The organism is Microbacterium aurantiacum (genome assembly GCF_031625015.1).
Classification (GTDB): Bacteria; Actinomycetota; Actinomycetes; order Actinomycetales; family Microbacteriaceae; genus Microbacterium; species Microbacterium aurantiacum.
Map to the genome: position 1 here is coordinate 454,394 of NZ_JAHWXH010000002.1, position 23,236 is coordinate 477,629.

24 protein-coding genes and 2 tRNA genes are annotated in these 23,236 nt (G+C 69.6%); 12 read left to right on the plus strand and 14 right to left on the minus strand.

Annotation, left to right across the window (positions count from 1 at the left end; genetic code table 11):
* Positions 1 to 2 precede the first annotated feature (2 nt).
* Positions 3 to 2,147, minus strand: a complete 2,145-nt coding sequence (locus KZC50_RS11805) for an acyltransferase family protein (protein ID WP_310891801.1) — start codon at positions 2,145 to 2,147, stop codon at positions 3 to 5.
* A gap of 179 nt (positions 2,148 to 2,326) precedes the next feature.
* On the opposite strand from KZC50_RS11805, the gene KZC50_RS11810 reads away from it, so the two are divergent.
* Entirely contained in the window at positions 2,327 to 2,812 is a 486-nt protein-coding gene (locus tag KZC50_RS11810; protein WP_301135395.1) for a Dps family protein, read from the plus strand.
* On the opposite strand, the gene KZC50_RS11815 is transcribed toward KZC50_RS11810, so the two are convergent.
* The 4 genes from KZC50_RS11815 to KZC50_RS11830 are packed head-to-tail and all read right to left on the minus strand — an operon-like array spanning position 2,813 to position 7,156.
* A complete protein-coding gene (locus tag KZC50_RS11815) occupies positions 2,813 to 4,318 on the minus strand; it encodes an amidohydrolase (RefSeq protein WP_310891802.1) in 1,506 nt (501 codons plus the stop codon). It abuts the gene before it with no gap.
* A gap of 55 nt (positions 4,319 to 4,373) precedes the next feature.
* Positions 4,374 to 5,372 (minus strand): Fpg/Nei family DNA glycosylase, encoded by a 999-nt coding sequence (locus KZC50_RS11820; RefSeq protein WP_310891803.1) that lies wholly within the window; start codon positions 5,370 to 5,372, stop codon positions 4,374 to 4,376.
* 5 nt (positions 5,373 to 5,377) lie between these two features.
* The gene (locus KZC50_RS11825; RefSeq protein WP_301135400.1) at positions 5,378 to 5,923 is read right to left on the minus strand and encodes a ribose-5-phosphate isomerase; all 546 of its coding nucleotides are present in this window, start codon (positions 5,921 to 5,923) and stop codon (positions 5,378 to 5,380) included.
* 36 nt (positions 5,924 to 5,959) lie between these two features.
* On the minus strand, positions 5,960 to 7,156 hold the full coding sequence (locus KZC50_RS11830; RefSeq protein ID WP_301135402.1) for a ferrochelatase: 1,197 nt from the start codon (positions 7,154 to 7,156) through the stop codon (positions 5,960 to 5,962).
* Between the two features lie 125 nt (positions 7,157 to 7,281).
* Between KZC50_RS11830 and pepN the strand changes: the two genes are divergently transcribed.
* The 3 genes from pepN to KZC50_RS11845 all read left to right on the plus strand — a co-directional run bounded on the left by pepN (position 7,282) and on the right by KZC50_RS11845 (position 11,411).
* Positions 7,282 to 9,828 carry an aminopeptidase N gene (gene pepN, locus KZC50_RS11835; protein WP_310891804.1) on the plus strand — a complete coding sequence of 849 codons (2,547 nt, stop codon included), beginning with the start codon at positions 7,282 to 7,284 and terminating at the stop codon, positions 9,826 to 9,828.
* 66 nt (positions 9,829 to 9,894) lie between these two features.
* Complete coding sequence (locus KZC50_RS11840; protein ID WP_310891805.1) at positions 9,895 to 10,989, plus strand: mechanosensitive ion channel family protein; 1,095 nt, start codon at positions 9,895 to 9,897, stop codon at positions 10,987 to 10,989.
* Positions 10,986 to 11,411, plus strand: coding sequence for a globin (locus tag KZC50_RS11845; protein WP_301135406.1), 426 nt, complete (start codon positions 10,986 to 10,988; stop codon positions 11,409 to 11,411). Before KZC50_RS11840 ends, KZC50_RS11845 begins: the two co-directional genes overlap by 4 nt.
* On the opposite strand, the gene KZC50_RS11850 is transcribed toward KZC50_RS11845, so the two are convergent.
* Positions 11,412 to 12,092, minus strand: a complete 681-nt coding sequence (locus KZC50_RS11850; RefSeq protein WP_301135408.1) for a DUF8185 domain-containing protein — start codon at positions 12,090 to 12,092, stop codon at positions 11,412 to 11,414.
* Between the two features lie 75 nt (positions 12,093 to 12,167).
* Between KZC50_RS11850 and KZC50_RS11855 the strand changes: the two genes are divergently transcribed.
* The gene (locus KZC50_RS11855; protein WP_301135417.1) at positions 12,168 to 13,022 is read left to right on the plus strand and encodes an acyl-CoA thioesterase; all 855 of its coding nucleotides are present in this window, start codon (positions 12,168 to 12,170) and stop codon (positions 13,020 to 13,022) included.
* A gap of 4 nt (positions 13,023 to 13,026) precedes the next feature.
* On the opposite strand, the gene KZC50_RS11860 is transcribed toward KZC50_RS11855, so the two are convergent.
* The 5 genes from KZC50_RS11860 to yczR form a co-directional block, all read right to left on the minus strand.
* The gene (locus tag KZC50_RS11860) at positions 13,027 to 13,524 is read right to left on the minus strand and encodes an acyl-CoA thioesterase (protein ID WP_310891806.1); all 498 of its coding nucleotides are present in this window, start codon (positions 13,522 to 13,524) and stop codon (positions 13,027 to 13,029) included.
* On the minus strand, positions 13,517 to 15,196 hold the full coding sequence (gene ettA / locus KZC50_RS11865; RefSeq protein ID WP_310891807.1) for an energy-dependent translational throttle protein EttA: 1,680 nt from the start codon (positions 15,194 to 15,196) through the stop codon (positions 13,517 to 13,519). The genes KZC50_RS11860 and ettA overlap by 8 nt, the downstream gene beginning before the upstream one ends.
* Positions 15,197 to 15,257: 61 nt before the next feature.
* Complete coding sequence (locus tag KZC50_RS11870) at positions 15,258 to 15,770, minus strand: DUF6993 domain-containing protein (RefSeq protein ID WP_301135412.1); 513 nt, start codon at positions 15,768 to 15,770, stop codon at positions 15,258 to 15,260.
* 37 nt (positions 15,771 to 15,807) lie between these two features.
* A complete protein-coding gene (ssb, locus tag KZC50_RS11875) occupies positions 15,808 to 16,344 on the minus strand; it encodes a single-stranded DNA-binding protein (RefSeq protein ID WP_310891808.1) in 537 nt (178 codons plus the stop codon).
* Positions 16,345 to 16,523: 179 nt separating this feature from the next.
* Positions 16,524 to 17,948, minus strand: coding sequence for a MocR-like transcription factor YczR (gene yczR, locus KZC50_RS11880; RefSeq protein WP_310891809.1), 1,425 nt, complete (start codon positions 17,946 to 17,948; stop codon positions 16,524 to 16,526).
* 61 nt (positions 17,949 to 18,009) lie between these two features.
* On the opposite strand from yczR, the gene yczE reads away from it, so the two are divergent.
* From yczE to KZC50_RS11915, 7 genes are all read left to right on the plus strand, one after another.
* Complete coding sequence (yczE, locus tag KZC50_RS11885; protein WP_310891810.1) at positions 18,010 to 18,717, plus strand: membrane protein YczE; 708 nt, start codon at positions 18,010 to 18,012, stop codon at positions 18,715 to 18,717.
* A 222-nt stretch (positions 18,718 to 18,939) separates the two neighbouring features.
* Positions 18,940 to 19,012: transfer RNA gene (locus KZC50_RS11890), tRNA-Arg, on the plus strand.
* 74 nt (positions 19,013 to 19,086) lie between these two features.
* Entirely contained in the window at positions 19,087 to 19,710 is a 624-nt protein-coding gene (gene orn, locus KZC50_RS11895; protein WP_082334739.1) for an oligoribonuclease, read from the plus strand.
* Positions 19,711 to 19,747: 37 nt separating this feature from the next.
* A tRNA-His gene (locus KZC50_RS11900) sits at positions 19,748 to 19,823 on the plus strand.
* Between the two features lie 34 nt (positions 19,824 to 19,857).
* The gene (locus tag KZC50_RS11905; protein ID WP_310891811.1) at positions 19,858 to 20,211 is read left to right on the plus strand and encodes a metallopeptidase family protein; all 354 of its coding nucleotides are present in this window, start codon (positions 19,858 to 19,860) and stop codon (positions 20,209 to 20,211) included.
* Positions 20,202 to 20,513 (plus strand): ATP-dependent Clp protease adapter ClpS, encoded by a 312-nt coding sequence (clpS, locus tag KZC50_RS11910; protein WP_301132810.1) that lies wholly within the window; start codon positions 20,202 to 20,204, stop codon positions 20,511 to 20,513. Before KZC50_RS11905 ends, clpS begins: the two co-directional genes overlap by 10 nt.
* Positions 20,506 to 21,009, plus strand: coding sequence for a DUF2017 family protein (locus KZC50_RS11915; protein WP_301132812.1), 504 nt, complete (start codon positions 20,506 to 20,508; stop codon positions 21,007 to 21,009). The genes clpS and KZC50_RS11915 overlap by 8 nt, the downstream gene beginning before the upstream one ends.
* Before the next feature lie 4 nt (positions 21,010 to 21,013).
* Here KZC50_RS11915 and KZC50_RS11920 read toward each other — a convergent pair whose 3' ends face one another.
* From KZC50_RS11920 to dinB, 3 genes are read right to left on the minus strand one after another with little or no spacing between them, the layout of a single operon-like run.
* Positions 21,014 to 21,559 carry a nucleoside/nucleotide kinase family protein gene (locus KZC50_RS11920; protein WP_301132814.1) on the minus strand — a complete coding sequence of 182 codons (546 nt, stop codon included), beginning with the start codon at positions 21,557 to 21,559 and terminating at the stop codon, positions 21,014 to 21,016.
* 22 nt (positions 21,560 to 21,581) lie between these two features.
* Positions 21,582 to 21,902, minus strand: coding sequence for a hypothetical protein (locus KZC50_RS11925; protein WP_301132816.1), 321 nt, complete (start codon positions 21,900 to 21,902; stop codon positions 21,582 to 21,584).
* 39 nt (positions 21,903 to 21,941) lie between these two features.
* Entirely contained in the window at positions 21,942 to 23,207 is a 1,266-nt protein-coding gene (dinB, locus tag KZC50_RS11930) for a DNA polymerase IV (RefSeq protein ID WP_301132817.1), read from the minus strand.
* Positions 23,208 to 23,236 lie beyond the last annotated feature (29 nt).

Below are 23,236 nucleotides of genomic sequence, written 5' to 3' on the forward strand. Positions count from 1 at the left end.
CCCTACGGTGCGCGAGCGCGGAGCGCCTCCTCGATCGCCGCGGCGTACTGCGGGGCCAGCGAATCGGCGAAGGTGACCGTGAGGTGATCCTGGTCGCGGTAGATGTTCGCACCGCCCACGACCGGCCAACACACCTCGTCATCGCAGAACGCGTCCGTGGCGTCGATGAGGGTGACTCCGTCGAGACCCTCCGCGGCATCCCTCAGCGGGTCCTCAGCGACGAGGACGTCGGCGCGTGCTCCGTCGCATTCGGCGACGTCGCGCGTGCGCAGGCACTTGTTCGGATCCGTCGGCCACACAGGGTTGTCCACCACGGTGATCACGGGAACGTCGCGATCGAGCATCCGCCCCCAGGCTTCGCGATATCCCGCCACCGCGGCGTCCTGCGCTGTCGGATAGCCCGCGGAGGAATACGGCGTCGTCGCGAGGGCCGCGGTGAACACCGCGTCGAGATCGGCATCCGCCATCGCCGATTCCACGCCTGCGCGCCACTCGGTGCATGCGGCTCCGAACGCCCCGGGCGTCGACAGCGGGGTGTCGTTCCACGGACATGCACCCTTGAACCACGTCGTGAGATGCCAGCCGCGCTCTTCCGCCAGGCGCTGGAACGTCGGAAGGAGCTGGTACGCGTGCGAATCCCCCACCAGGGCGATCCGCGGGGCCTCCGCTGCGTCCACGCCGAACTCGCAGGACACCGGACGCGCATCGTTGAGTTGCACGAAGCACTGCGCGTCCTCCGGGCGATCGACACCGGCGAAGCCGGGCGCCGGCAGGATCTGAGCACCGAAGTCCGCCTCCGCGCATCCGGGGTCGAGGGCTGCGGCGGCTCCGAAGCACTCCGGCGGATCGGCGCGGAGCTCCTCGATCGCCTGGATGCCGTCGCGATAGGCCGGTGCGTTGACCGCCCACGCTCCGCCCGCCGTGGCGGCGACGAGCACCATCGCGACGAGCGAGGCCCAGAGGGTCACGCGAGGCGGACGCGACGTCAGGACCTTCCAACTCCGGACGGGGTCCTCCACGAAGCGCTTGGTCAGCCACGCGAGGACGAAACAGAGCGCGAGGAGCGCCAGCCGATGCCAGATCGTCAGGCCCCAGAACGGGACGGAGGGCGCGATGACGATGAGCGGCCAGTGCCAGAGATACAGGGAGTAGGAGATGTCGCCGACGAACTGCGCGGGCCGGACGGACAGGACGCGGGTCGGATACCACCAGCGCTCGGTGCGGGACGCCGCGACCACAGCGGCGGCGGCGACCGTCGGGATCGCCGCCATGTAGCCGGGGAACGGCGTCTGGGCGTCGAATCGGAAGGTGACCACGGCGAGGGTGAGGATCCCCGCCCACCCGAGCACGAAGCTCGCCGCCGCGTTCCGGATGCGCAGGAGGGGCACCAGTGCGATCAACGCGCCGACGCCGAACTGCCACATCCGACCGAAGGTGACGAAGTAGGCCGGAGCGGGATCGGTGAGGGTCAGCCAGACGTTGAAGCCGAACGAAACCAGCGTGACGACCCCGATCGTCACGAGCACGGCACGGCGACGTGCGCCGCGGAACCAGCGGACTCCGATCCATGCGGCGAGCAGGAGCAGGAGCGGCCAGACGAGATAGAACTGCTCCTCCAGTGACAGCGTCCAATAGTGCTGGACGGTCGTCGGGTCACCGGCGTTGTTGAGATAGTCCGCGGATGTGAGTGCCAGATACCAGTTCTGGACGTAGAAGGTGGACGCGATGATCTCGCGGACCTCGGCGGGCAGTGCCGAGGTGGGTGTGAGGTAGGCGGACCCGGCGACCAGGGCGCACACGAGGAGCACCAGGAGCGAGGCGGGAAGGAGACGCCGTGCGCGTCGCGCCCAGAACTGCCCGAGCCGGACGGTCCCGGTCGCGGTGAGCTCGCGCATGAGGTGCGCCGTGATGAGGAAGCCGGAGATGACGAAGAAGACGTCCACGCCGACGTAGCCTCCGGGGAAGCGGCCCGGCCAGAAGTGGTAGAGCACGACGCACAGCACGGCGATGGCACGCAGCCCCTGCACGTGCGGGAGGAAACCGGTGGGTTCGGCGTGTTCGGGAGAACGATCCTTCGGCTCCCGGGTGACGACACCGGCGGGGGCGTTGAGATTCTGGGGTCCGAATCGATGGTCGGCGGAAGGCACGAGACGACGCTAACCCGTCGGACGGCGCACCGTGCGCTGCGCCCCGCCGTCGAGGGCGACGCGCGGCATCCGTCGGGTAAGCGTTGGCTTGGCTTGCTTGCGGAATGTACTGCGTTGAGTAGCGTTTTCCTCCTGAGGCCCCGTCGAGCACGCGGGCCCATCGAAATGGAGGCGAACCCATGAGCAACACGAAGACCACCCCCGCTACCGCCGCCGACCCCACCGCCGCGTCCGCCGCCGCGCAGTTCCTGACACCGGTCGTCCTGGGCCTGCAGGCCCTCGGTGTCAACGGCAAGCAGGCACACTGGAACGTCCGCGGCGCCAACTTCATCGCGATCCACGAGCTGCTGGACACCATCGTCGCCAACGCCCAGGCCGGGGCCGACAGCGCCGCGGAGCGCATCGTCGCCCTCGGTCTTCCGGTCGACGCGCGGGCCGCCACCGTGGCGGAGAAGTCGGCTCCCACTGCGGTCGCGGCCGGCTTCGCCCCGTGGCAGGACACGGTGCGCGCGGTCATCGCCGACATGGACGCCGTGATCGCCGACCTCAAGGCCGCCATCGACGGTCTCGACGAGTTCGATCTGACCAGCCAGGACATCGCGATCGCGATCACGCAGACGATCGAGAAGGACCGGTGGTTCCTCTTCGCCCACGTGGCGGAGTGATCACGCGACGTGGGTGAGGCGTCCTCGGAGGAGGGTCGCAGAAACGCCTGTCGCCTGCAGAGCCGCGTCGTCCGCAGCCACCGGGTCGGTGTCGCACAGTGCCAGATCGGCCGGTGCGCCCGGCTCGATGCGCTGCGGTGACTGCGACCCGCCGTGCGTGGACGCGGCGAGGGCCGTGAGCGGATCGATCCGTTCGTGCCCCTGCCACGCGTCGCGCCCGTCCCGCGTCCGGTGCACGGCCGCGGCGATGGCGGCCCACGGATCGAGCGCCGACACCGGCGCATCCGATCCGAACAGCAGGTTCGCCCCGGCATCCGAGAGCGCGCGAAGCGGATAGGGCTGGGCCGTCTGGCTCGCCCAGAGCCGGTCCGTGAGGTCCCGATCATCGAGCGCGTGCTCCGGCTGGACGCTCGCTCCCACTCCCAACCGTGCGAATCGCGGGATGTCAGCGTGCGCCACCAGCTGCGCATGCTCGATGGTCCCCCACGCCCCCGTCGCGGCGAACGCGTCGAGGGCGTGGGAGTTGGCGACATCGCCGATCGCATGGATCGCGCACGCGAGACCCGCGCCGGCGGCGCGCGTCATGAGATCCCTGAGCTCATCGGGTCCGACCGTCAGCGCTCCACGGCCGTCGAGAGGGCCCGGATACGGGTGCGAGCAGGCGGCGGTGCGCGTCCCCAGGGATCCGTCGGTGATGACCTTCAGCGGTCCGACCCGGACGAGGTCGGACCCTGCCCCGCGCGCCGGATCCCCCGTGCGCAGACCTTCCGCGATCGCACGATCGAGCCACCCGGGATAGACGCCGAACTCGACGTGCAGCGCGTCGAATCCCGCCCGCGCACGGCGCGACCAGGCTTCCTCGTTCCAGGCCATGTCGAGGTCGACGATCCCCACGACGCCGCGCGCTGCGGCGCGACGCGCCATGTCCGCGACGAGACGGTCGGATTCGGCCGGCTCGACCGCGTTGAGGCGTCGCGAGATCTCGAACGCCGGTTCTTCGCGCAGCATCCCGTCGTCCGTGGGGGCGACGCCCTCGCGTCGGAACGCGGCGGAATTCAGCCACACGCTGTGCACATCGGCGTTGATGAGGTAGCTGGGCACATCGCCGGTGGCGGCATCCAGCAGGGCACGTGTCGGCTCATCCGGCCAGAGGGCGTCGCGGAAACCGTTGCCGACGCGCCGCCCGTCCCCGAGGACGGGGGCGCGCCCCATGAGTTCGGCCGCCGCCCGAGCGGATGCCGTGGCGTGCAGCGCGGTCCGCTGCGCGACCAGCGCCCACTGGGTGACGTGGACGTGGTGGTCCCAGAGGCCCGGGATGACGAATCGTCCCTCACCTTCGAGGACGTCGCCCGTCCGCGGCAGCGCGCCGGCCGGGGCGATGTCGACGACGACGCCGTCCGAGAGGTGGACGTCGACGAGGTCGTCCTCGAAGGGATCGGTGCGTTCCGCGGCACGGAGACGGACGTCCGCGATGACGCGGACCGCGGCACCGCGGTCGGGGCTCATCGTGCTCCCCCTCGTGCGCCGAAGCATGCGCGGCGGAGCTGAGGGCTCCTCGCACTCACGCCTGGCACGACGGACACCAGTAGAGCTTGCGGCCCGCCGCCTCTTCCACGACCACATTCGTCCCGCACACGCGACACGGCAGACCGGCGCGGTGGTAGACCCAGTGACGATCGTCGCGGTGCGCCATCGCGCGACGGTGGTCCTCGGGGGACAGATCGTCCATCGTCATCATCTGGCCCGTCTCGACGCCGATCGCGAGAAGTCGGGCCCAGTCGCGCCACAGCTCGCGCAGCAGCTCGACGGGGACGTCTCGAGCGGGCGTGTGCGGATTCAGGCGCGCGCGGAAGAGGAGCTCGGCGCGGTACACGTTGCCGATCCCGCTGACGACGGCCTGGTCCATGAGCACGAGACCGATCGCAGTGGGCTTGCGGGACGCGACCGCCACGAAACGATCCTCCCCCTCGCGAGGGTCTCCCACGAGAGGATCGGGGCCGAGTTTCGCGATGGAGGCGAGCACCTCGTCGGGATCCTGGATCCGGCAGGCGGTCGGGCCGCGGAGATCCGCACACGTCCGCTCCGTGAGCAGGCGGAGCCTCACCTGTCCGACCACCGGCGGGGGGAAGTCCGCGTCCCCGTCGGCGAGACCGGTGGTCTGTTCCGACATCCGCACGTGGACGCGGGCGCGCCGCGGCGCACCGATCGAGGCGAGCGAGTTCTCCCCCGCCTCGTCGAGGATCGGCTCCTCCATGGGGACGCCCCGCTGATTGGTCTGTCCCATACGGCCGTTCGCCGCGGCGATGGTGGGGTCCACCTCGATCTCGCCGGCGAAGTCCCAGGCCCCGTACATCCCGAGGTGCACGCGAAGCCACACGTCATCGGTGAACTCGGCGAACATCTGCTTGCCGACCGCGCGCACCGTCGTCATGCGCCGACCGTCCAGGAGGGCGGCGCCGTCGGCGAAGCGGCCCTGAGGACTCGACGCGCCGACGGTCTGGTCGACGAAGTTCCGCGCGAACTGCCGGGCGATGCGGTGGACGGAGTGCCCCTCCGGCATCCGGTTCAGCCCGCCTCGGGGTCGAAGGAGCTGTTCGGTGCGTCGAGGACATCTGCGGCCGACGTGTCCGCCCGCGGATCCGGCGCGAGGGAGCCGTCGATCTCGTAGTCGGCGAGCTGCCCGATGCGACGGACATGACGCTCCTCCCCCGAGAACGGCGTCGCGATGAACGTGTCGATGAAGGATGCGGCCTCGGCGAAGGTGTGCTGACGGGCGCCGATCGCGATCACGTTCGCGTCGTTGTGCTCCCGCGCGAGCTCGGCCGTCGCAAGACTCCACGCCAGCGCGGCGCGCACTCCGCGCACCTTGTTCGCCGCGATCTGCTCGCCGTTGCCCGAACCGCCGAAGACCACACCGAGGGCCGCGATCCCGGATTCCTGGTCGCGGACCACCGCCTGGGCGGCACGGATGCAGAAGGCGGGGTAGTCATCGAGCGGGTCGTAGTCCAGCGGCCCGTGGTCGATGACCTCGTGCCCCTGCTCGGCGAGGTGGTGCTGCAGCTGGGTGGAGAACTCCAACCCGGCGTGATCGGTGGCGATGTGGATACGCATGGGCCTCATCCTAGAGAGCCGGGAACCGTCGACCGGTCACGGTTTCAGACCGGACGCCGCGGGCTTGAAGCCCGCACGGACGTTCTCGCAGCACGCGGTCCGGCAGACGTCGAACCAGGGCCCCAGATCCGTCTTGTGGGGGCGATCCCCCGCGGGCGTGCCGTTGAGTCGCTCCTCGACGAGGTCCACGAGTCCGGACACGAAGACCGGGTCGATGCCGGGTGTCGGCGTGCGGACGGCGCGGAGCCCCGCCGCTTCTGCGGCCTCGAGCGCCTCGGTGTCGAGGTCCCACATGACCTCCATGTGGTCGCTCATGAATCCGACCGGGACGATGGCGACGGCCTGGGCTCCGCGACCGGGCAGCTCCTCGATGACGTCGCACACGTCGGGCTCCAGCCAGGGCTGCGTGGGCGGGCCCGAGCGCGATTGGTAGACCAGCTCCCACGAGACGTCCGCGGCCTGGGGGATCTCCGCGGCGACGGCCGCCATGACGACCTCGGCGACGGCCAGGTGCTGGGCGGCGTACGCTCCGCCCTCCCCGAAGTCACGGTGGCGGGGGTCGCCCTCGCGGGGGCCGGAACGCTGCGCGTCGGCGGTGGGGATGCTGTGCGTGGAGAACAGCACGTGCACGGATGCCGCGGGGACGCCGTCGGCGAGAAATCCCGACACCGCGTCCCGCACGCCGTCGATGAACGGCTGCACGAAGCCCGGGTGGTCGAAGTACTGGCGCACCTTGTCGATCGTGACGGTGTCGGCGAGTCCGGAGTCCTCGAGCGCGCGGGCGAAGTCCTCGCGGTACTGGCGGCAGCTGGAGAAGGACGAGTAGGCGCTCGTCGCCAGGCCCAGGAGCGTGGTGTGACCGGCATCCGCCGCCTCGGTGACCGCTTCGGTGAGGTACGGCGCCCAGTTTCGGTTCCCCCAGTACACCGGGAGCCGGAGCCCGCGCCGGGCGAGCTCCTCCTCCAGGGCAGCCTTCAACGCACGGTTCTGCGCGTTGATGGGGCTGACCCCGCCGAAGTGACGGTAGTGATGGGCCACCTCTTCGAGGCGTTCGTCCGGGATCCCGCGGCCGCGCGTGACGTTGCGCAGGAACGGGATCACGTCCTCCTGCCCCTCGGGTCCTCCGAACCCGGCGAGGAGGATGGCGTCGTAGGCCACGGGGACCTCGACGTGGGCGGGACCGGATGCCGCAGCATCCGAGGCGTACGAGACCAGCTGCTCAGTCGAACTCACCCGGCAATCCTCTCACCGTGTACGGGGGGTGGCGCCGTCTGCTGGCGTAGGCTGGCACGGTTGCCGTCGGAGCCAGCAGCGCCGGCGCGGTCCCCCTCACCCTCACCCATGGGAGCAGAACCACAGTGCCTGGAGAGAACCTCACCCGCCTGGAGGCGCAGGAGCGCCGCGCGATCGTCGACACCGCGTCCTACGACGTGGTCCTCGACCTGACGACGGGACCCGAGGTGTTCGGCTCACGGACCACGGTCCGCTTCGCAGCCACGCCCGGCGCCTCCACCTTCATCGACCTCATCGCACGCGGCGTCCGCGAGATCACGCTCAACGGGCGGTCGATCGATGCCGCTGCCGCGTTCGCGGACTCGCGGATCGCACTGTCCGACCTCGCCGCGGACAACGAGCTCATCATCGACGCGGACTGCGAGTACACCAACACCGGCGAGGGCCTGCATCGCTTCGTCGACCCGGTCGATGACGAGGTCTACCTCTATTCGCAGTTCGAGGTGCCCGACTCGCGTCGGATGTACGCGGTCTTCGAGCAGCCGGACCTGAAGGCCTCCTTCCGGTTCACCGTGACCGCCCCCGCGGCGTGGAAGGTCGTCTCGAACTCGCCCACCCCCACCCCCGAGGACCACGGGGATGGGCGGGCGACGTGGCGTTTCGAGCCGACGCCGCGGATCTCCTCCTACATCACCGCCCTCGTCGCCGGACCGTACGAGTCGGTCTTCTCCAGCCTCACCAGCTCCGACGGCCGGGAGATTCCGCTGGGCGTCTACGCGCGGAAGAGCTTGTGGGAGCACCTCGACGCGGACTACGTCTTCGACAAGACCCGTCAGGGGTTCGCCTACTTCGAGGAGAAGTTCGGCTACCCCTACCCGTTCGCCAAGTACGACCAGCTCTTCGTCCCGGAGTTCAACGCCGGTGCCATGGAGAACGCGGGAGCGGTGACCTTCACCGAGACGTACGTCTTCCGGTCCAAGGTCACCGACGCGGTCCGCGAGCGTCGGGTGGTCACGATCCTCCACGAGCTCGCCCACATGTGGTTCGGCGACCTCGTCACCATGAAGTGGTGGGACGGACTGTGGCTCAACGAGTCCTTCGCGGAATGGGCCTCGACCATCGCTACCGCCGAGGCGACGGAGTGGACCGAAGCCTGGACCACCTTCAACGCGATGGAGAAGACCTGGGCCTACCGCCAGGACCAGCTCCCCTCGACGCACCCCGTGGTCGCTGAGATCAACGACCTCGAGGACGTGCAGGTCAACTTCGACGGGATCACCTATGCCAAGGGCGGATCGGTCCTCAAGCAGCTCGCGGCCTGGGTCGGTATCGACGCGTTCTTCGCCGGCGTGGGCGCCTACTTCCGCAAGAACGAGTGGTCCAACACGGAGCTGTCGGACCTCCTCGTCGAGCTCGAAGCCACGAGCGGGCGGGAGCTGACCGGCTGGTCGAAGAAGTGGCTGGAGACAGCCGGGGTCAACACACTGTCGCCCGAGATCGTGACGGATGCGGATGGCGTGATCACGCGGTTCGCGATCGTGCAGACCGCACCCGCGGATTACCCCACCATCCGCCCGCACCGCCTCGCCGTGGGCTTCTACGATCTCCAGGAGGGCGCCCTGGTGCGCGTCCACCGTCTCGAGCTCGACGTCGACGGTGATCTCACCGAGGTGCCCGAACTGAAGGGGCGCCGCCGTCCGGATCTGGTGCTCCTCAACGACGACGACCTCGCCTACGCGAAGATCCGACTCGACGCGCGGTCCCTCGCCACGGCGATCGATCACCTCCGGGACATCAGCGACCCCCTGGCGCGGTCGCTGGTCTGGGGCGCGGCCTGGGATCAGACGCGGGATGCCGAGACCGCGGCGTCCGACTACGTCGACCTGGTCCTGCGCAACATCGGGTCCGAGACGGAGTCCACGACCGTCCGCACGACGCTCGCGCAGCTCCAGCTCGCCGCGAACTCCTACGTGGCCCCCGACGCACGCGCCGCCACCCGGGAGCGCGTGGCCGAAGGGCTGTGGACGCTCCTCCAGGGTGCCGAGGCCGGCAGTGACAGCCAGCTCCAGTTCGCCACCGCGTTCGCCTCCGCCGCGGCGACTCCGGCGCAGTGGGACCGCGTGGCGGGGCTGCGGGACGGATCCCTCGTCATCGACGGGCTGTCCGTCGACACCGATCTCGCCTGGGCGCTCCTGGTCTCCCTCGCCGCAGGCGGCCGGGCGGACGAGGCCGCCGTCGACGAAGCCCTGGAGGCGGACAACACCGCCAAGGGCGGCGAGTTCGCGGCGCAGGCCAAAGCCGCGATGCCGACGTCCGCCGCGAAGTCCGGTGCCTGGGAGCGGCTCGTGACCCGTCGGGACGCACCGAACACGATCATCCGCGCCGCGGCGGCCGGGTTCGTGCACCCGGCCGGGACCGAGGTCCTCGCGGAGTGGGTGGCGCCCTACTTCGAGATGCTTCTGCCCGTCTGGGAGTCGCGCAGCTATCAGATCGCTCAGTATCTGGTGGTGGGGCTGTACCCGGCGCCGCTGGCCGATGTGGCGTTGCGCGACGCGACGCGTGCATGGCTGACGGAATACCGGGACGCCCCGCCCGCACTGCGACGCCTGGTTCAGGAGAACCTCGCCGGCGTCGAGCGGGCTCTCGCGGCGCAGGATCGCGACGGCCAGTGATCATCGCGTGCGCCTCGGCATCCGCCCAGCGGGTGCCGAGGCGCACGATCTACACTCGGGACGATGATGCCGTTCGTTTCCCTGTTCGCCGCTGAGGAGGCGCCGCCCGAGGCTCCGCTCACGCCGGAGTGGTGGACCGACATCCTCGCCTTCCTGACCGAAGCCGGGAGGAATCTGATCGCGGCGGTCGGGATCATCGTCGGGGCACTCCTGCTCGCCTGGATCCTCCGGATCGTGATCCGGCGGGTGGTCGACCGAATCGTCGGCGGCGCGAAGTCCAAGGCCAACGTGGACGACACGCAGGCGCTCGAGCGGTCTCCGCTCGCGTCGGTGCGCGTCGTGCAGCGCACACGCACGCTCGGGTCGATCCTGCACAACATCGTCAACGTCACGATCGTGGTGATCGCGCTGCTGCTGATCGTCAACGTCTTCGCGCCGAACGCCCTGGGATCCTTGACGCTCCTGACCGCCGCCGTAGGCGCAGGCCTCGGATTCGGCGCGCAGAACATCGTCAAGGACGTCCTCAACGGCATCTTCATCGTCGCGGAGGACCAGGTGGGGATCGGCGACGTGGTCGACCTCGGGCTCGCGACCGGCATCGTGGAGTTCGTCAGCGTCCGCGTGACGCACGTACGGGACGCCAACGGCACGCTCTGGTACGTACGCAACGGCGAGATCCTCCGGATCGGCAACCTCTCTCAGGGGTGGTCGCGCGTGATCGTCGATGTCGCCGTGCCGGCGGACGCCGACATCGACGAGGTGGAGGCGACGATGCTCGACACGGCCAAGGCCCTGGCGACGGATCCGAAGTGGCGGACCCGGATGGTCGACAAGCCGGAGGTGTGGGGACTGGAATCGGTCACGGGCGACACGTTGATCATCCGCTTGGTGATGAAGACCCGCGCGAACGCCAAGGACGACGTGGGGCGGGAGCTCCGCGTCCGTCTGAAGCGGGCGATCGAGGGGATGGGGTTGAGCGTCCCGCAGCTGAACTCGGTGCTGCTCTCCGGTATCGAGGGCGCGCAGAGGGTGCGCGGGGCCAATCCGCCGCGCACCCGACCGAACCCACTCGCCCCCGCGACCGACGAGGTGCCCGCCCCCCGACCGAAGTGGCGACCCAAGCTCAAGCCCGAGGCGCCCAAGGAAGACGGACCGTCATGATCACTCCCCCGACCGGTTCGCCGACGCCGGACACCGATTCCCCGATGACCTTCTACGACCAGGTCGGCGGGCACCCGACCTTCGTGCGGCTGGTGCGTCGGTTCTACGAGGGCGTCGCCGAGGACGAGGTGTTGCGCCCGATGTATCCCGAAGAGGACCTGGGCCCCGCGGAAGAGCGTCTGCTGCTGTTCCTCGAGCAGTACTGGGGCGGCCCGGGCACCTATAGCGCGCAACGCGGGCACCCGCGGCTGCGGATGCGTCACGCGCCGTTCCGGGTCAATCCCGATGCGCGCGAGCGGTGGCTGCGCCACATGCGGGACGCGGTGGATTCGCTGGAGCTGTCACCGATGCACGAGGAGGTCCTGTGGGACTACCTCGACCGGGCGGCGCACGCGATGGTCAACACCTTCGATCGCGACTGATCAGGGCGAAGCGATCGAGCCGGTGCTCCGCACAGGTCCGAGTCCCGGAGGGCGGGAGGCGCGCACCAGAACGTGTCCGCGGACGAATGACAGTCGGGTCCAGGGTCCCGCGGTCCGCACAGGCACCTCCTCCTCGCCGGCGATGAAGCCCAGGGCGAAGGCCGCGAACGCGCAACCGCGCGCGATGTCGAGCAGGGCGGTGTCGGACTCGCCCCACACCGCCGCGCGCACGGTGTGGACGACATCCTCGCCGGGGTCTGCGGGCATGGATTCCGCCACGGCGGCGATCCCCCACTGCGCCCGCGCCGCGAGGACGGACGCGGGGAGCGTTCCGACCCTCGTCCACCCGCCGGTGGGCGCGGAGATCCCCGCCCACGGCGCCGTCCGGGCGGTCTCCGGGAGCGCGATCGCACGGGAGTCACCGGCATCCGCTGCGAGATCCGCGGCATCCACCACGAGGTCGCAGACGAGCTCGGCATCGACCTCGACCGCCCGCATCCCGAGCACCGTGGGCGTGGTGTCCAGGAGCGTCTTCGGAGCCAACGGTGCCGAGGACAGGACGAGGACGCCGTTCGCGGCCTTCAGTCGCACGTTCCCGTCACCGAGGGCGGCGGCGCGTCCGGAGAAGGTCAGGACATCGGCGGCCGCAAGCGGATCGGGGAACATCAGGCGGGGGGACATCCGACCTAAACTACCGGAGTGACCGACGACGCCTCGCCCGCCCAGGACTCCGCCGATCCCGATCCCGTGGGCTCGATGCTCGCGGTGCTGGATCTCTCCGGATCGGATGCCCGGACCACGGAGGACATCTTCGTCGGCCGTTCGCAGATGATGCCGCTCGGACGCGTCTTCGGGGGCCAGGTGCTGGCTCAGGCGATGGTGGCGGCTTCGCGCACCATCGCGGAGGACCGTCTGATCCACTCCATGCACGGCTATTTCCTCCGGCCGGGCGACTCGACGAGAGACATCACGTTCGCGGTGGATCGCATCCACGACGGGCGTTCGTTCTCGACCCGCAGGACGCAGGCCTTCCAGGAGGGGGTGCCGATCTTCTCGATGATCGCCTCGTTCCAGGATGTCGATCCCGGACTCGACCATGCAGCCGCTCCCCCGACCGACGTCCCGGCGCCGGAGGATCTGCCCGCGATCGAGGAGCACCTGCGCGGTTCGCACCCGATGTCTCAGAGGCTTCTCGCGGACCGCCCGGTCGAGGTCCGGCATGTCCCGTCGCCGGTGTATCTCCGGGTGGAAGGCGCGCACGTGCCCCGACAGGCCGTGTGGATGAAGCTGCGCCGTCCGATCGGGGACGATCCCCGACTGCACTCCGCCGCTCTGGCCTACCTGAGCGACCTGACGATCCAGGAACCCGTCCTCCGCGCCCACGGGTTGCCCTGGATCACGCCGGGCCTCAAGGTCGCCAGTCTCGACCACGCCATGTGGTGGCACCGCCCGGGACGCGTGGACGACTGGCTTCTCTACGTTCAGGAGTCCCCGAGCGCGCGCGGCGGTCGCGGGCTGTCCACGGGTCGCATCTTCACGCGAGGCGGTACGCTTCTTGCGAGCGTCGCGCAGGAGATCATGGTCCGCGCCCCCGCCGGCGCCGCCGACTGAACGGTCAGCGCCGCCGGGCGTAGACGATGGGCGGGCCCACAAACGGCTCCCACGTCGCCCGCTCGTGCTCGCTGAGCTTCAGCGGACGCCCCGAAGCGGCATCCGCCTTGACGACGATCGTCGTCGCCCGCGCGTACACCGTCTGACCGCCGGCGATCTCCCGCGGAGAGCACACCTCGTAGCAGACCTCGATGCTCGAGCCGCCCAGGCTCCCGAACCACATCTGGATATCCAGCGGATGCCGCTGGTAGGGAACCGGTGCGGTGTACTCGATCTCCTGACGGGCGACCAGTGTGAGCACTCCGCTGTGGATGCCGGAATCCAGGATCGCCGTCGGAGGGGCGGTCTCCCCTGCCGCCGGGCGCCAGAACGCACGGACACGCGCCTCTTCGAGGAGCTTCAGCATCGCCGCGTTGTTGACGTGGTTGAAGGCGTCGAGGTCACCCCATCGGAGCGCGATCGGGATGTGCAGCCGGCCGGCCTCCGCGGAGACGTCAGTCACGGGTGAGCTTGCGGTAGGCCGAACGGTGGGGCTTGGCGGCATCCGGTCCGAGACGCTCGATCTTGTTCTCCTCGTATGCCTCGAAGTTGCCCTCGAACCAGTACCACCGGTCCGGGTGCTCCTCGGTGCCCTCGTAAGCGAGGATGTGCGTGGCGATGCGGTCCAGGAACCATCGATCGTGGGTGATGACGACCGCGCAGCCGGGGAATTCCAGGAGCGCGTTCTCGAGGCTCTGCAGGGTTTCGACGTCGAGGTCGTTGGTCGGCTCGTCGAGGAGGAGGAGGTTTCCGCCCTCCTTCAGGGTGAGTGCGAGGTTCAGGCGGTTGCGCTCACCACCGGAGAGCACGCCGGCCTTCTTCTGCTGGTCCGGCCCCTTGAAGCCGAACTTGGAGACGTAGGCGCGCGAGGGGATCTCGGTCTTCCCGACCGTGATGATGTCGAGTCCGTCGGAGACGACCTCCCACAGCGATTTCTCGGGATCGATGTTGCCGCGCGACTGGTCGACGTAGCTGATCTTCACCGTCTCGCCGATCTTCAGGTCTCCGCCGTCGAGGCTCTCGAGCCCGACGATGGTCTTGAACAGCGTGGTCTTGCCGACGCCGTTCGGACCGATGACCCCGACGATGCCGTTCGGGGGCAGGCTGAAGCTGAGGCCGTCGATGAGCGAGCGGCCGTCGAAGCCCTTCTTGAGCTTCTTGGCCTCGATCACGACGCTGCCCAGGCGTGGGCCCGCCGGGATCTGGATCTCCTCGAAGTCGAGCTTGCGGGTGCGCTCGGCCTCGGACGCCATCTCCTCGTACCGCGCCAGGCGTGCCTTCGACTTCGCCTGGCGCCCCTTCTGGTTGGAGCGGACCCAGTCGAGCTCCTCGGCGAGCCGCTTGGCGAGCTTGGCGTCCTTCTTGCCTTGGATGGCGAGGCGTTCGGCCTTCTTCTCCAGATAGGTGGAGTAGTTGCCCTCGTAGCCGATCAGGCGTCCGCGGTCGACCTCCGCGATCCACTCCGCGACGTTGTCCAGGAAGTAGCGATCGTGGGTGATGGCGATCACGGCGCCGGGATACTTCTGGAGGTGCTGCTCGAGCCAGAGGACGCTCTCGGCATCGAGGTGGTTGGTGGGCTCGTCGAGGAGCAGCAGGTCCGGCTTCTGCAGCAGGAGCTTCGCCAGCGCGACGCGGCGGCGCTCACCACCGGAGAGGTTGGACACGTCGGCGTCCCCGGGCGGGGTTCGCAGGGCGTCCATGGCCTGCTCCAGCTGGGAGTCCAGGTCCCACGCGTCCGCGGCGTCGATCTCCTCCTGCAGGGTGCCCATTTCCGCCAACAGGGCGTCGAAGTCGGCATCCGGATCCGCCATCAGGGCGGAGATTTCGTTGAACCGGTCCAGCTTGGCCTTGATCGCCACGCCCTCCTGGATGTTCTCCAGGACCGTCTTGGCATCGTCGAGCTCAGGCTCCTGCATGAGGATGCCGACGGTGAAGCCGGGGCTGAGCTTGGCCTCTCCGTTGGAGGGGGTGTCCAGGCCAGCCATGATCTTGAGGATCGTCGACTTCCCCGCACCGTTCGGTCCGACCATGCCGATCTTGGCGCCCGGGAGGAACGCCATGGTCACGTCGTCGAGGATGAGCTTCTCGCCCACCGCCTTGCGTGCGCGAACCATGGAGTAGATGTACTCAGCCATGTCTGTTCCCTCTCCTTGCCGTGCGAGCGTCAGCGTCCCAGCCTACCGGCCGGTTCGGGGCTCACCAGTCGATGGGGCGGGTCTGACCGAGGAGGCAGGCGCCGTCGCCGACCACGTCCGTCACGGTGGCGAAGGGTTCCCCCGTCGCCGGGCCGACCTGACCGACGAGGCACTGCTGCCCCCATCGCACCGAGAACTGGAGAGACTCGGCGCGATTCCCGACGGTCGACAGGTCCTCCGTGACCTGCATCGCGGCCTTGTCGAAGCCGGCGGCGACGAGCGCGTCGACGTACGCGCGCCCGGATTCCTGAGAGTCCGAGGCCCAGACCTGCCCGACGATCGAAGAGAAGAACGGCAGATTGTCCTCGGCCGAACCGTCCGGAATCAAGGCATCCACCGGCGGGGCGCTGGTCTCGCTCGCGGTGACCGTCGGAGACGGCTCGGGCTCGGCTGTCGGGACCGGCACCGGCTCGGGGACGCAGCCGCTGAGGACAGCGACGCTCAGGACCAGCCCGAGGCCGATGCCGCGACGGCGGAGGGGCGTGCGGGACGGCTCGCGACGGGATCGGGACACTCTGGGAGTCTAGATCGCCCTACCGTGGCGCCCGGAGTCAGAACGGTGTTCCCTCCAGCTCTCGCGCGTCATTCGCCAGCGCCGCACCGGGCTCGACCGTCGGCCACTCCCCTGATGGGACGGAGCCGCGCGGTGCCGCGTCCGAAGGTCCGCCGACGGCATCGCCGCCACCCGGAACAGCCCAGGTGTCGGCCGATGCGGGGGCCGCGCCCTGCGGAGCCCCGTCGCGCTGGAACACCGTGGTGCCCCACATGAGGTCGGGGCCGATCGCCTCGGCGTCGATCTCCACCGCGGTGCCCTTTCCGGAATCGTTCTCCCACTCCCTCACCTTCACGCGTCCGGTCAGGACGACCCGGTCGCCCCTGTTCAGGGAACGATGAACGTGCTCCGCCAGCCGGCGGTAGGCCGACACGGTGAAGAAGCTCCGCTCGCCGTCCACCCATCCGCCGCTCGACTGGTCGAAACGGCGCTGGCTCGACGCGAGTCGGAAGGTGGTGATCGTGAGCCCGGAGGCCAGGGTCTTGAGCTGGGGCGGTGTGGCGATGTTGCCGACGAGCGTGATCTGGGCGGTCATGGTGTCCTCTTCCGGGTCCGAGACGATCCGCTCCGCGGGAGTCGCGGGAACGGTTGCCGACCACACTGCGCGATCCCCCCGCCCGCGGAAGCGGATCGTGCCCGATCTGGGGATCGTGTGCGCGGTCTCGTTCCTGGGGAGGAGGGGCGACGATGCGCGGCAGACGCGGTGAGGTCGGTTCAGACCACGGCGTCCAACGCCGCATGGCCGGTCGTGGGCGCGCCCGCGACCACGCGCTCCCACGCGCCGGCGAGGACGTCGACGGCGCGCGCGAGGGTGATCGCATCCGCGGTGAACGGCACGCGCAGGTGACGCTCGTGGCCTCCGTCCAGGGAGAACCTCGGTCCCGCCGACAGAAGGAGTCCCTCGGCCCGCGCCTGCATCACGAGCGCCGCGCTGAGCGGAGCATCGAGGGCGACCCACAGGGACACACCGCCGTGCACGGGAGGCACCCTCCATTGCGGAAGTCGCGCGGTGATCTGCGCGGTGACGGTGTCCCGTCCGAGGCGCAGCAGCTCCGCGCGCTGGGCGGTGACCTCGGGGTACTGCGAAAGCACGCGTGCCGCGACCGCCTGCTCGAACTCCGGCGTGCCCAGGTCCCGTGCCGGTCGTGCGGCGACGAGGCGACGGAGGACCGGAACCGCCGCGCGGATCCACCCCACCCGCAGTCCACCCCAGACCGTCTTGCCGAGCGAACCGACGCGCACGACGAGATCCGCGTCCTCCTCGACGAAGCCCGGGTCGACCGGGCCGCGGTCGATGTCGAGATCCGCGGTGGTCTCGTCCAGGACAAGCAGGGTCCCGGCGCGCCGCGCGACGTCGAGGGTCACGGCCCGATCGGAGGGCGTCATCGATCGCCCCGTCGGGTTCTGGAAGTCGGGCATGAGGTAGGCGGCCACCGGCGCCGTCCGCTCGAACGTCTGGATGAGGCGATCCATGTCCCACCCGGCATCCGTCGTCACCGGAACACCGACGAGGCGTGCGCCGGCCTGACGGAACGCGTCCGCGGCGTGCGGATACGTCGGGGTCTCCATGACGACACGGTCCCCGCGACCGACGACCACGCTGGCGATCAGGTGGATCGCACTCTGCGCGCCCGCGGTGATCATGACCTGCTCGACCGTCGTCGGGACGCCACGTGCGGTGTACGCCTCGGAGACGGCGGCGCGCAGCGCGTCCATGCCGATCAGATCGTAGCCCGGGCGTGCCGCCAGGGAGGGGATGTCGGTCGCGGCCTCGAGGAAGGCGGCCGCAAGGCCCGGCCACGCCGCAGGGCTCGCCTGCTGCAGATCCATCAATCCGTCGTGGGTGCCGCTCCTCGCGGGCGTCCGTCGGGGCAGCGGAAGGGTCACACTCCCCGAGCCCCGATGGCTCGCGATGTGCGCCGAGTCTCGAAGGCTCCGGTACGCGGAGGCCATGGTCGCCCGGCTCACGCCGAGTGCGGCAGCGAGATCCCGCTCCGCGGGCAGAGTCGTCCGTGGTGCCAGTCGGTTGTCCAGGCACAGCAGGCGGATGCCGTCGGCGAGTGCCTCGTAGGCCGGTTCGCGGGCACGCCATCCACCGAGCGCGGACGCGAGCGCCCTCGAGGAGATGCGTGAGTCCATCGGGCCACTTTATGCGAAGTGGCCTGGTAGGCACAGTCCAATCTTGCGCTCAACTGGTGACATGACCGTTCGACTCGTCGCCCTCGTCGCAGGCCTCGTCCTCTACGGATTCGGCTGCGCACTCATCGTCCTCGCGGGGCTCGGAGTAGACCCGTGGACCGTCCTCGCTCAGGGCATCGCCGTGCAGACCGGGTGGGGAATCGGGTGGGTGACGAATCTCGTGGGTCTGTTGGTGCTTGTGCTGTGGATCCCGCTGCGGCAGCGCCCGGGTGTCGGCACGATCGCGAACATCGCGCTCGTGGGGACGACGCTTCAGATCTCCCTCGGGTTCCTCCCCTCCCCCACGAACCCGGTCGGTCAGGCGGCGTTCCTCGTCGGCGGGGTCGCCGTCATCGGGCTGGCGTCGGGGATCTATATCGGCGCCCGCCTAGGCCCGGGACCGCGGGACGGTCTCATGACCGGGCTGAATGCGCGGTTCGGGTGGCCGCTCTGGGCATGCCGCGCCGGGGTCGAGTCCACAGTGCTGCTCATCGGTCTCGTCCTCGGCGGCTCGGTCGGCATCGGCACGCTGGTGTTCGCCGTGACCATCGGTCCCGCCGTCCACGCCTCGATCGCTCTCGTGGATCGGATCCGGTCATCGACGCGGATCCGGCTCGTGCCGGCTCGGCGCGCGCTCAGTGCTCCTCGAAGCGCGGCCAATCGCTCCCTGGGCGCATCTTCGCATGCAGCGCGCTCTTGGCGATCTCCATCGACGGATACGTGCCCGTGATCTCGCTGGCGCCGGCCATGGTCACGGTGTAGCCGTCCGCATCCTTGCGGATGCTCCCGACGACGCCGCGGGGTCCGAACGCGACCCACAGGGCGCGAGGGGGGTGGGTGGTGATCATCATCGATTTCCCTTCTCCACGTCTGATCAGAAGCTACGCCTGCCGCGCGGGTTGCGCCAGATGCACGCGGTGTCGGGGCGACCCGATAACCTGGCATCACCTTTCCCTCCGTAGCTCAGGGGACAGAGCGAGCGGTTTCTACCCGCAAGGTCGGGGGTTCGAATCCTCCCGGGGGGGCGTACGGGTGCTCGGGCGATGGTCCGTGGCGCGACGATCGGCCTCGCCTAGGCCGCGGAAGGACCGGTGACACGGTGGGGACATCCGAGAACGACCGCCTGGTGTGGATCGACTGCGAGATGACGGGACTCGACACCTCCGTCGATGAACTGGTCGAGATCGCCGTCGTCGTCACGGACTTCGAGCTGCGCCCCCTGCATCCGGGGTTCCACGTGGTCATCAAGCCGAACGACTCGGCCCTCGCCCACATGAACGAGTTCGTCACCTCGATGCACCGCTCCTCCGGACTTCTCGACGAGATCCCGAACGGCGTCTCCGTAGCCGAGGCGGAGTTCCAGGTCCTCGAGTACATCCAGAAGTACGCTCCGGTCGAAGGCAAGGCGCCTCTGGCCGGCAACACCATCGGCACCGACAGGATGTTCCTCGCCCGATACATGCCCCGGGTCGACCGATGGCTGCACTACCGCAACGTGGACGTCTCCAGCATCAAGGAGCTGTCCCGGCGTTGGTATCCCCGCGCCTACATCCATGCGCCGGCGAAGGACGGCGGTCACCGGGCTCTCGCCGACATCCTCGAGTCGATCCGGGAGCTCGCCTACTACCGCCAGGCCGTCTTCGTGCCCGAGCCCGGTCCCACCAGCGACGGGGCGCGCGCGGTCGCCTCCTCCGTGGTGTCTTCGTTCGCCTCGGGAGTGTGAGAGAATCTTTCAGTTGCCCGCGCAGGCGGGAGACATGGTGGGTATAGCTCAGTTGGTAGAGCACCTGGTTGTGGTCCAGGGGGTCGCGGGTTCAAGTCCCGTTACTCACCCCAAGTACGTGCGTGTGTGCACTTTCGGGAGCCCGCGATGAGTCTGTACCTGGGCGTGGAAGATTTCGAACGCCTCGTGGTCGACGAGCTCGATCGCCTTCCCGACGACATGGTCGCAGGCCTCGACAACGTCGTCTTCGTGGTCGAGGATCGACCCGAGGACGGTTCCCTCGATCTGCTCGGGCTCTACGACGGATGGGCACTGACCGAGCGCGACCGCTACGGAGTGGGCGAGCTGCCCGACAGTATCATCGTGTACCGCGAGCCGCACCTGGCCGCATGCGGCGACATGGACGAGCTGCGCGACGAAGTGCACACGACGCTCGTCCACGAAATCGCCCACTTCTACGGGATCGACGACGAACGCCTGCACGAACTGGGATGGGCATGATGGTGTCCGCCACCCTTCCCGCCGCCGAGATCGACACCGCCGAGGACACGCGCGGTGCGCCGGAGCGCCCGTGGCAGACCGTGGTGTGGGACGATCCGGTGAATCTGATGTCCTACGTGACCCACGTGTTCCGCCGGTACTTCGGTTTCTCCCCGTCCGTCGCCGAACGCCTCATGCTCGCGGTGCACAACGAGGGGCACGCCGTTGTGGCGGAGGGCCCTCGCGAGCAGATGGAGCTGCATGCGCGGGCGCTCCACGAGTACGGACTGTGGGCCACTGTGAGGAGAGAGCCGCATGACTGAGCGCACCGTGATCATGGAGATCACACGGATCGAGGCGGCGCACATGACGACGTTGATCTCGCAGTTCGTCGATCTTCTCGAATCCCGCGACACGGCGGGCGACGACCCGGCGCTGGGGCGGATCACACCCGACGGCTACGCGGACGACGCCGACGCAGCGGCGGAGTTCCGCGCGATGACCGAGAACGATCTCCTGGATCGTCGCCGGCTCGACGCGGGCGTCGTCCTGACGCGGCTGCAAGAACCGGCGACGCTGCCGGACCACCCGACGGATGCCGTGCTGCGCGAGAGCGTGGCGCTGACGCTGCCCCCGGACGAGGTCGATGCGTGGCTGCGCACTCTCGCGGCCGTCCGGCTCGTGCTGGCCGAGCGCCTCGGCGTGTTCGACGGGTCACCCGATGGCGATGCGGAGGAGGATCCCCGCTTCGGCGTCTACGAATGGCTCGGGTACCGCCTCGACGGACTGGTCGCCGTCCTGGACGATCCGCGCCCGTGAGCTCTTATGGAACGGCGATCACATGGGTGGCGAGAGCCTCCGGAGCGTCCCGGCGCAGGTGACGCTCCTCCTGACGCGCCCAGCGCTCCCAGTGCGGCCGAAAGGCGTCCCCGTCTCTCCCCAGCGCCCGCGCCTTGCGGGCCGCAGCGGGAGCCTCGACCCACACCCGGATGTCGCCCAAGCGCGCCGTCGCCGGTGTCAGGATTCCGCAGCCTTCGATCACGAGGGGAAGCGCCGGATCCACGGCGTACGCTTCCGCGTGCGCGCCCACCTCCCAATCCCAGCGACGCCAGACCCCGACGAGGCCACGCGCATGGGGGACGAGGATCTGCTCACGCGCCGCATCGACACCGGCATCCAATCCGTCCCATCCCGGATACATCGCGTCGAGGGCGACTTCCTGCACACGCTCACGACGAGGCCAGCGGGCGCGGATCAGACGCGCGAGCGTCGTCTTCCCGGCGCCGCTACGCCCGTCGATCATGATCACCGGGTTGGTCGCGTCGAGCCCCGCCATGGCACCGAAGACGGCGTCGGCCGCCCGGTCCAACGCAGCGCGGAGGGGATCGGCGCTACTTCTTGAGGGCGCGGATGACACGGCTGAGCGCACGGCCCGCGACCCAGACGAAGGGGATCGCCACCGCGAGGAGCGACACGAGGTTCGGCTCGAAGCGCAGGTCATCTCCGCGACGGATGTAGGCGCCGACCGGGATCGCGTATCCCCCGCCACCTCCGCCGCCGTTGCCGGACTCGTCTGCTCCGCCGCCGAAGCCGGTCCACGTCAGGGCGACGGGGATCAGGCGGACGCCACCGACGTCCTGCTGTTCGCCGTAGACGCTCTTGACGCCGAGGGCGGCGGACTGCTTGGCGAGTTCGATTGCGATGTTGGGCATGTCCCCCACGCTACCCCGGCACGCGAGTGCTGCCCACCCTCAGTCCGGCAGTCGATGCTCCGGGCGGGGGTTCGAGGGAAGTGTGCGGCCGCCGGGTGCGGGGCCGAGGAGGGTCGCTCGGGTGATCGCGCCGCGCCCGAAGCGCTCGGTGGCGGTGTCGAGAGCGGCGTCGACACGCCGCCAGTCTTCATCGGCGTCCCAGAGCGCGGGCGCCGTCGAACCCGCGGGGAGCAGACGTTCCGCGCGCAACCCGATGAGGCGGACGCTCTGGCGGAGGTCGATCCCGTCGAGGAGCGTGTGCCCGGCCTCGCCGAGCCGCTGACCGACATGAGACGGATCGGGAAGAGTCATCGACCGCGTGAGGGTGGTGAAATCCGCGAAGCGGAGCTTCAGGGACACCGTCGAGGCCTCCCAGCCACCGGCTCGCAGACGCGCGGCGACGCGATCGGCGAGCCGCAGGACCTCGGACCTGAGGATCCCCCGGTCGGCGATGTCGCTGTCGAACGTCTCCTCGTGCCCGATGCTCTTCTCGACCCGATCGGTGTGGACCTCCCTCGGGTCGATCCCGCGCGCCAGGTTCCACACGCGCTCCCCCATCGCGGGGCCGAGCGCGCGATCGAGCACCGGGCGGGGCGTCTCGCGCGCGTCTCCGATGGTGCGGATCCCCCGCGCGAGGAGGGTCTCGGTCGCCTTCGGACCGACGCCCCAGAGGGCTCCCACGGGACGGGGCGCGAGGAAGGCGTCTGTGTCGACGTCGCGCACGATGAGCAGCCCGTCCGGCTTGCTGATGGTCGAGGCCATCTTGGCCACGTGCTTGGTCGCGGCGACGCCGATCGAGCACGTCAGACCGGTGTCGTCGAGGACCCGCGCACGCAGCGTGCGCGCGATGTGCCCGGGGGTGCCCCAGAGGCGCCTCACCCCGCGCACGTCCAGGAAGGCCTCGTCGATCGAAAGCGGTTCCACCAACGGTGTGACATCGCGGAAGATGGTCATGACCTCCGCCGACGCGGAGAGGTACCGCGGGAAGTCCGGCGGAACCACGATCGCGGTCGGGCACAGCCGCAGGGCCTGGCCGACGGGCATCGCGGAGCGCACGCCGTATCGACGCGCCTCGTAGGACGCACTGGAGACGACCGACCGACTCTCGGGCGCGCCGATGATGACCGGCTTCCCGCGCAACGATGGGTCGTGTCTCTGCGCGACGGCGACATAGAACGCGTCCATGTCGACGTGGAGGATGCCGGTGCCGCTGTCATCGGCATCCGTCGTCGAGACGAGCCTTCCGGTGCCGTCGCCCCGTCCCATGAATCCCTTCTCTCCGCGATCCGCGGCAG

Bases quoted from the DNA above. Each gene is read 5' to 3' on its own strand.
- KZC50_RS11825 (WP_301135400.1), bottom strand. From the start codon at position 5,923: ATGCGTATCCACATCGCCACCGATCACGCCGGGTTGGAGTTCTCCACC.
- KZC50_RS11810 (WP_301135395.1), top strand. From the start codon at position 2,327: ATGAGCAACACGAAGACCACCCCCGCTACCGCCGCCGACCCCACCGCC.
- KZC50_RS11820 (WP_310891803.1), bottom strand. From the start codon at position 5,372: ATGCCGGAGGGGCACTCCGTCCACCGCATCGCCCGGCAGTTCGCGCGG.
- dinB (WP_301132817.1), bottom strand. From the start codon at position 23,207: ATGGGACGGGGCGACGGCACCGGAAGGCTCGTCTCGACGACGGATGCC.
- KZC50_RS11815 (WP_310891802.1), bottom strand. From the start codon at position 4,318: ATGAGCCCCGACCGCGGTGCCGCGGTCCGCGTCATCGCGGACGTCCGT.
- clpS (WP_301132810.1), top strand. From the start codon at position 20,202: ATGGGCATGATGGTGTCCGCCACCCTTCCCGCCGCCGAGATCGACACC.
- KZC50_RS11905 (WP_310891811.1), top strand. From the start codon at position 19,858: ATGAGTCTGTACCTGGGCGTGGAAGATTTCGAACGCCTCGTGGTCGAC.
- ettA (WP_310891807.1), bottom strand. From the start codon at position 15,196: ATGGCTGAGTACATCTACTCCATGGTTCGCGCACGCAAGGCGGTGGGC.
- KZC50_RS11840 (WP_310891805.1), top strand. From the start codon at position 9,895: ATGCCGTTCGTTTCCCTGTTCGCCGCTGAGGAGGCGCCGCCCGAGGCT.
- KZC50_RS11925 (WP_301132816.1), bottom strand. From the start codon at position 21,902: ATGCCCAACATCGCAATCGAACTCGCCAAGCAGTCCGCCGCCCTCGGC.
- KZC50_RS11845 (WP_301135406.1), top strand. From the start codon at position 10,986: ATGATCACTCCCCCGACCGGTTCGCCGACGCCGGACACCGATTCCCCG.
- KZC50_RS11855 (WP_301135417.1), top strand. From the start codon at position 12,168: ATGCTCGCGGTGCTGGATCTCTCCGGATCGGATGCCCGGACCACGGAG.
- yczE (WP_310891810.1), top strand. From the start codon at position 18,010: ATGACCGTTCGACTCGTCGCCCTCGTCGCAGGCCTCGTCCTCTACGGA.
- KZC50_RS11850 (WP_301135408.1), bottom strand. From the start codon at position 12,092: ATGTCCCCCCGCCTGATGTTCCCCGATCCGCTTGCGGCCGCCGATGTC.
- yczR (WP_310891809.1), bottom strand. From the start codon at position 17,948: ATGGACTCACGCATCTCCTCGAGGGCGCTCGCGTCCGCGCTCGGTGGA.
- KZC50_RS11915 (WP_301132812.1), top strand. From the start codon at position 20,506: ATGACTGAGCGCACCGTGATCATGGAGATCACACGGATCGAGGCGGCG.
- ssb (WP_310891808.1), bottom strand. From the start codon at position 16,344: ATGACCGCCCAGATCACGCTCGTCGGCAACATCGCCACACCGCCCCAG.